Raw genomic sequence first — 6,459 nt, 5'->3', positions numbered from 1 at the left:
AACATGGCCTCAGCCCTCACAACTAGCAGCGGGCTCTTCTCGCAGCCGATCGGCGGGGTGGTGGTCGCCAGCCGGCATGAACAGCACCGCCATTTTCGGGTCTATTAAACAGATTATAGAGGGCTTCAAGGTATGTCAAGCTTTTTTTGCTGTAAATGAAAAACGGGTCTTGGTTGCGCAGGCCAGGTAGAGTATGTAGCTCGATTAGCTATCGGTCGCCTGCAAACACCCTTGGGAGTGGAACGGACTTTGTGGCGCCGCTGGCAAGAAATCCCTATACTGCGGTGGTCAGATTGTGTTAACATATAGGGGATTTAACGCATCAATGATGAAGAATGCCTGGGGATTAAGACAGTGACTGGCAAGTTCCTATTTAGTGAGTGGCGATTTGTGGGGCGCTTGATGCGCAAGAAGGGCCTTCTCCTCGCCGTAGTTCTGTTGCTTCAGGCGGGCCTTCTCGTCTCTCTCAGCATTGTCCTATCTTTGACCAAGGTAAAGGACTCCATTAGCGGAGAGGCAATTGTGCGACTCGAGGACCAGACCTTGCACGCATTGTTTACCGCCCGCAATGCCGAGGCGGCAACGATGCTCGAGGGCGTGGGGCAAGCGGTACTTACTCTTGCCATCTCAAAGCACCCCGATGGTCTCTCGCTTCCTGTCCGGGTGGAGGTCGGGCCCGATAATGCGCTTCTGTGCTCGTCCGTACCTGATGCGTCACGTGGCGTCTTCTCTGTCGGCGGTTCACGAGCTGCCCTGTCTTCTGGGACCTTTGCGGCCAAACTAGATTTCAGGAGACGCACGCTACTTTCGGCGATCCTCGAGGACCGCAAGCAGACCAGAAAGCCCGGCAGCACTGGCTTTCTCGGTGGGTTCTGAAATGGGGCGGGCCGCGATGCAAGGAATGTCGCTCAGCTTCACCAAGAGCGGCCCGTACTCCGACCCAGCGCGGCCTGGTCGAGGCGCGAAACAGATTCTGCTGAACGTTCACGGCGTCCGTGCGGGCATCGTTGTCAACAGCAATAAGACTCAGATGGCTGTCAGGGCCAGCTTTGGCTACTTCATTGAGAGTATAGGGGCGGCGCCGGACATCGCGGCGAGATCTCGCACTGGCACCGGGAGCGGCACTCCATTCTATGCGGACCCGATGTTTGCTTTGTTTGAAGTTCTAAACGACTCTTCGGCCTCTGCTGAGAGTGGTAAGATGATTCTCCGATACCCGACTGGCGAGTACTTCGAGTCGGACAGCCTTGCGACTCTTCTGCCCCTTCTGCTAGGCATCGTCACGCAGAACGTGAACGAAAGACAGGACAACCTATGTATAATCCACAGCGCCTCGTTGGTGACTGATGGCCGCGGGGTTATGCTAATAGGGGGTTCCGGCTCCGGCAAAACGACGTTAACCTTGGCCCTTTGCCAGAATGGGTTCCGGTTTCTATCCGACGAGTTCGCCGCAATCGACATGACTTCGCGTTTACTTCGTCCGTTCCCGCGGCCGATGTTGCCCAGAGAGAACACAATGAAGCTTCTGGGACTTTCAACGGACCGTCAGTACTCATTTAATGAGCCGGAGGGAAGGCGTTACTTGATTGACCCCCTGGATAGGAAATGTGGCATCAAGATTGGCAAGCCGGCAGCGGTCCATTCGGTGTTCCTGATGGAGAGAGGGCGGGGGCGCCCATCGGCGAGGCCAGCACCGAGCGCCAAGGCGCTTGAAAACATCGCTGAGAACTCGATCAACGCCAGCCACCTACCCAAGGACCGGCGCCTCGCCATGCTAGACGTGCTCTATCACGTTCTCACTCGCGCCAATTGCTGGACGCTTTGCTCATCGTCGATCCCTGAGACTGTCGATGCCGTCTTTGGGGCGATGGAGCAACCGACGAGGGACCGGCAGACGGGGATGGAGGCCGACCTCGAGAGTATCTATCGACAAGCTCGGCAGAAGCTGGAGCAGCTGATGGCAACTTAGCCAAATGCTATCGAACATGAACGGAGCGCCTTTGAAAGCCGGCATCTCAGACTCTCGTGGTCCCACGGTCGCGGAGACCGTGAACCAGCATCACGTAGCCAGGCGGGATGCGCGGGCAATCCTGAAGAGAGCATATACCATTGCATCCGAGCGCGATAATAAGGCTCGCAATCACGCGTGTCGCATCCTGCTTGCCGCCTGTCGCTGGATAACCGACCCCACGCGAGGTCCTACTGCACCCCCTGAGGATGAGCTCACGACTCAATGGCTGGCTGCGCTCGGGCGCAAGCATGGACTATTGCCCACCCTATATGCGTACTTGAGCAGCGAAGTACGATCGAGCCTCAGGGATTCTCTTGCAGGCGACTACAAAGCGACCAAGCAGGTGAATCTCGACGCGCTTTCAGAGCTTGAGGCAATTGCCGTGGCCGCGAGCAAAGCGGGCGTACCCGTTGTCGCTCTCAAGGGGCCGAGCCTTGCCTTCACGCTATACGGCGACCCGGCGCTGCGCCCATTCGCGGACCTCGACCTGCTCATCTCCAGCGATGATTTCGAGCGTGCTGAAACTATCCTCACGACGCTGGGTTACGCGCCCCCGCCCGGGCTTTTGCCCTCGCGCTTCTATCTGAAGCATCACATCCACCTGCCATACCTTGCGACAGGCAAAACCAAGATTGAGCTTCACTGGGGCCTGACGCACCAGTTCAGGCCCTGGCGGATACCGGTAGATGAGGTCATGTCGAGGGCAACCGTCCGGTCCCTGGGCGGGGTCGAGTCGCCTTGCCTCTGCGACGAGGACCACCTGATCTATCTCTGCACGCATCTGGAGGAGCATGGTTATTACTCAAGGTTTGCGGAGGGCGTCCCAGACGAGGCCATCGTCGCGAACCCCGACGTGAACAATCGTCTCATCTGGCTTCTGGATATAGCCCTGATGCTCACTCAGGTTGGGGAGGAGCTCGACTGGGAGGCCACCGTTGACAGGGCTCGCCGATGGCGCGTGGGTGGTCACGTGAAAAGCGCGATGCACCTCTCGCAGCGGCTGTTGGGAGCCCGCGCCCCCGCGTGGGTGGTTAAACAGCTGCCTGGGCTCAGGTCGTTCCGGTTCGAGCGGGCAGTGGCCAAATATATTGCATTGTGGCCACAGCACCACACATTATATGGCGCAACCGGACCCATGCGAGTCCATCAATTCTTACTCTCCCGAGTGTTTCGGATGCATCCGACGCTACAGTTCAGACCATCCAGAGTTTTCGACCTGATGAGATATATCTTTTCGGAAGGGGCTGTTGGCAGTGGCGGTAATGGGGAACCCGGATGGCGCAGGCGAGCTGTGCTGGGCGCGCCGTTTCGGCTGACGAGGCTGCTAAACATGGCTATGTCCATAATCGCGTTCTACGCCAAGCATAAGGTGCTGAAGATTCCGAGAAGAGGCGGGGATGCGTAGGAACGCGATCATGCCAAGATGAATGGTAACCGCCGGATAATTCTTCTCGCTATCATCTTCTGGTCCGCGCTGGCCATCTTCGAGACCTGGCCGCTGATCGCAAACCTCAATACGCATATATTCGGCTTCCCCGGCGACCCATTCTTCAAGATACGTGCCTTTCACATCGCGTCCGAACGCCTCGAGCAGGGCCTGCCGTTCAAATGGTTCTGGCTGGGGACGCATCTGCCGACGTTCCTGCCCGGGGTCGCATTGACGAGGCTTTTCTCGGCCGTCGTTGCCTACAACGTCTTGATGCTTCTCAGCTTCCCGCTCGCTGGGCTCACAATGTTCTTCCTCGCACACTACATCACCCGAGGTGAGAAACTTGTCTCTTTGGTAGCTGCAACCGCCTACGCATTCTGCCCATACCACCTCGCCCATGCCACCGCGCATCTGGACCTCTCGCACATAGAGTGGCTGCCGCTGGTTTTCCTCTTCCTGCTCAGATGCGCCGACAGACCCTCCGCCAGAAACATCGCGCTTCTGATCTGTTCATACCTTTTGACACTACTCGGCAACTACTACTACGGCTTCTTCACAGCACTGGCAGCGCTCGCCTTTGTGATCGCAGACCTCCTGTGCCATCTCCTAGTGAGAGCAAACGTGGTTGGAAGGGCCAAGAACTATGCCCGCACACTCATCGCGCCAGCGGTGATTGCTGCCGTCTCTCTGCCATTTGCCTGGCAATTCATCACGCATCGCCTCTGGTACGCTAGGGATATTAGGGATGTGTTCAGGTTCGCCGCAAGGCTCCGCGACTATGTCGTCCCCTCACCACCATTTTCCTTGTTCGGGGGCCCGTTCGCACAGTTCGTGGCGTTGCGCATCCACAAGAGCTACCAGTCAGAGCAATCGCTCTTTCTGGGGTTTACGATACTAGCCTTTGCCGCCTACGCCCTCTTCTGCGCGGTCCGCTATGTAGGGGCGGTTCACGAACCGCCCACAAAGAACGCGAATCAGAACACAAAAGGGCGATTCGTGAATCGCCCCTACGAGATCAGGCCGGCCGCAGCCGCCTTAGCATTCGCCCTCTGCGCACTCTCCTGCTTCATCATCTCGTTCCCGCCCGTCATCGAGGCCTTTGGGTTGCAGATCAAGACGCCGGCATACTATCTGTATTTTCTCGCCCCAATGTTCCGTTTCTACTCCCGAATGGGCGTCCTCGTCGAGCTTTGCGTCATTGCGGTCGCGACATACGGCCTGATGCGCGTGGGGCGGGCTTTCCAGCCTGCCGTCCATAGAGTTCTCATCACCCTCGCGTTCTGCGCTATCCTCGCCGAGGTCATCGTCCTGCCAGGCACAAACCTCACATCCGTCGCGCCTCGCCCAGTCGATCAGTTCCTGGCTGGCCTCCCAGATAGTGGCAAGGTCCTCGATATTCTGCCCGAGACACCCAACAGCTACGCCTTCATCCTCTTCGAAGACCGCCTCGTCTCAGTCCCCCTTGTGCAGACCGCTCTCCTACATCAGCTAACGCACAAAAAACCAATCATTGCACCCATCCAGCTGTTGGAGGCAGACATCACCGCCCGAGAGGATTACACAAAGATCCAAAAACTCAGGTCCCTCGGGGTCAAGTACATCGTCTTTGAGGGAGGGGGGATACTCTTCGCATCCAGGGAGGTCCTGAGCGAACAGTCGCTCGTCACCTTTTACAGGAACTCACGAGACGTCCGCCTCATGAGGCAATTCGGGACGGACCTGCTATTCGAGATTCTGCCGCCGAAGCTCACAGGCCCCAAGTCCTGACCTCGACCACGGAATTGATGATGCTAGCGGCACAGGCTCGCATAACATTTGCCGCGGCTGCATCTTGCCCCTGAGGAGACAGGGACCAAAAGCGATCGTCTCTTAGAATCCCAATTGCGCGCGGCCTCGTAAGAGCCCTCGAAAAAAAAGCTTGACATCGCTGGATCAGCTGTTTAACGTGTCTAATTGGCCCGTAAATCGCGGTGTTGTCTTTGCCGACTGGCGCCCACCCCGTCAGTCCGGTGACTTGGACAGACCGCCGATAGTAGGGATGTATTGTGCGAAATTGCGCAACCGTGAGGCAGGGGATAGGCCAGGCCGGCGCATTACCGCGTCTATATGGGCCTGTGTGTCAAGCCCGGCCTTGCGCCAATGTAACTGGGTCTGCAAAGGCCACCGCAAGCGCCTCGCAACCTGTTTCTCTCCAGCCCAAAATCTGCGACCCATTTGGTCTCAGTAGTGGAACGCCCCCGATTCTGCGTCCTGCGCAGCCTCACGACCCACCCAGAATGGAACCAATTGCAGCCTTGAAACGAAATCAACCAACTGTAGGGGCAGCTTTGTGTCTGCCCGATTGTAGGGGCGGTTCACGAACCGCCCAGAATGAAACAAAGGGAGAACAAGAATGAAGGACAAGGACATCGACAAGATTGCACAGGCAATCGCGGCGAAGATCGGAGAACCGGGCGGGCCAGTCATTCTGGGCTGTGGCGATGCAAGCAGCAGTCAAGACTATCGGTGTAGTGACACCTACATCTGCTACGATGATTATGAGTGTGGGGGCGCCGGGGTCTTTAACTGTGGTTATGGCTTCTATTGCCACGGGTACTTTGACTGCGAAGGAGCTAGCTCTCAGTTCAACTGCGGGAGTGATCGTTTCGTCTGCGACACCTACAGCGCTTGAGCGGCAAGGGGGTGCCGCAGCGTCGGGACCGAGGCAAGGAACTGTGGCAGGCACCATCTTCAAGGGACACTTGAATCTGCTCCCTGCGTTCCTGTGCCACTGGTATCTGGATTCACAGTTTGGGCGGCGGCCAATGCGGTGCGGGTTCGCGACTGGTCTGACTGTGCGTAAAGGGTAACTAGTGAATTGATAACCGCAGAAAACATAGGAGACAAGAACAATGCAAAAGGAGGACATCAACAAGATCGCGGAGGCAATCGCGGCGAAGATCGGGCAGCCGGACGGGCCGGTCGTTCTCGGCTGTGGCGATGCCAGCAGCAGCACAAACTACTACTGCCCCACCAGTTT

The 6,459-nt window shown here is 57.5% G+C and carries 5 protein-coding genes; all 5 read left to right on the top strand.

Annotation, left to right across the window (positions count from 1 at the left end; all coding sequences use genetic code 11):
• Positions 1-402: 402 nt before the first annotated feature.
• The 5 genes from VM163_14150 to VM163_14130 all read left to right on the top strand — a co-directional run bounded on the left by VM163_14150 (position 403) and on the right by VM163_14130 (position 6,111).
• On the top strand, positions 403-876 hold the full coding sequence (locus VM163_14150) for a hypothetical protein (GenBank protein ID HUT05020.1): 474 nt from the start codon (positions 403-405) through the stop codon (positions 874-876).
• Positions 877-892: 16 nt separating this feature from the next.
• Positions 893-1,969 (top strand): hypothetical protein, encoded by a 1,077-nt coding sequence (locus VM163_14145; GenBank protein ID HUT05019.1) that lies wholly within the window; start codon positions 893-895, stop codon positions 1,967-1,969.
• A gap of 31 nt (positions 1,970-2,000) precedes the next feature.
• Positions 2,001-3,416 (top strand): nucleotidyltransferase family protein, encoded by a 1,416-nt coding sequence (locus tag VM163_14140; protein ID HUT05018.1) that lies wholly within the window; start codon positions 2,001-2,003, stop codon positions 3,414-3,416.
• 18 nt (positions 3,417-3,434) lie between these two features.
• The gene (locus tag VM163_14135; protein ID HUT05017.1) at positions 3,435-5,207 is read left to right on the top strand and encodes a YfhO family protein; all 1,773 of its coding nucleotides are present in this window, start codon (positions 3,435-3,437) and stop codon (positions 5,205-5,207) included.
• 625 nt (positions 5,208-5,832) lie between these two features.
• Complete coding sequence (locus VM163_14130; protein HUT05016.1) at positions 5,833-6,111, top strand: hypothetical protein; 279 nt, start codon at positions 5,833-5,835, stop codon at positions 6,109-6,111.
• Positions 6,112-6,459: the final 348 nt, after the last annotated feature.

Source organism: bacterium (assembly GCA_035527515.1).
Taxonomy (GTDB): Bacteria; B130-G9; B130-G9; order B130-G9; family B130-G9; genus B130-G9.
This window is presented reverse-complemented; position numbering and strand designations above follow the sequence as displayed.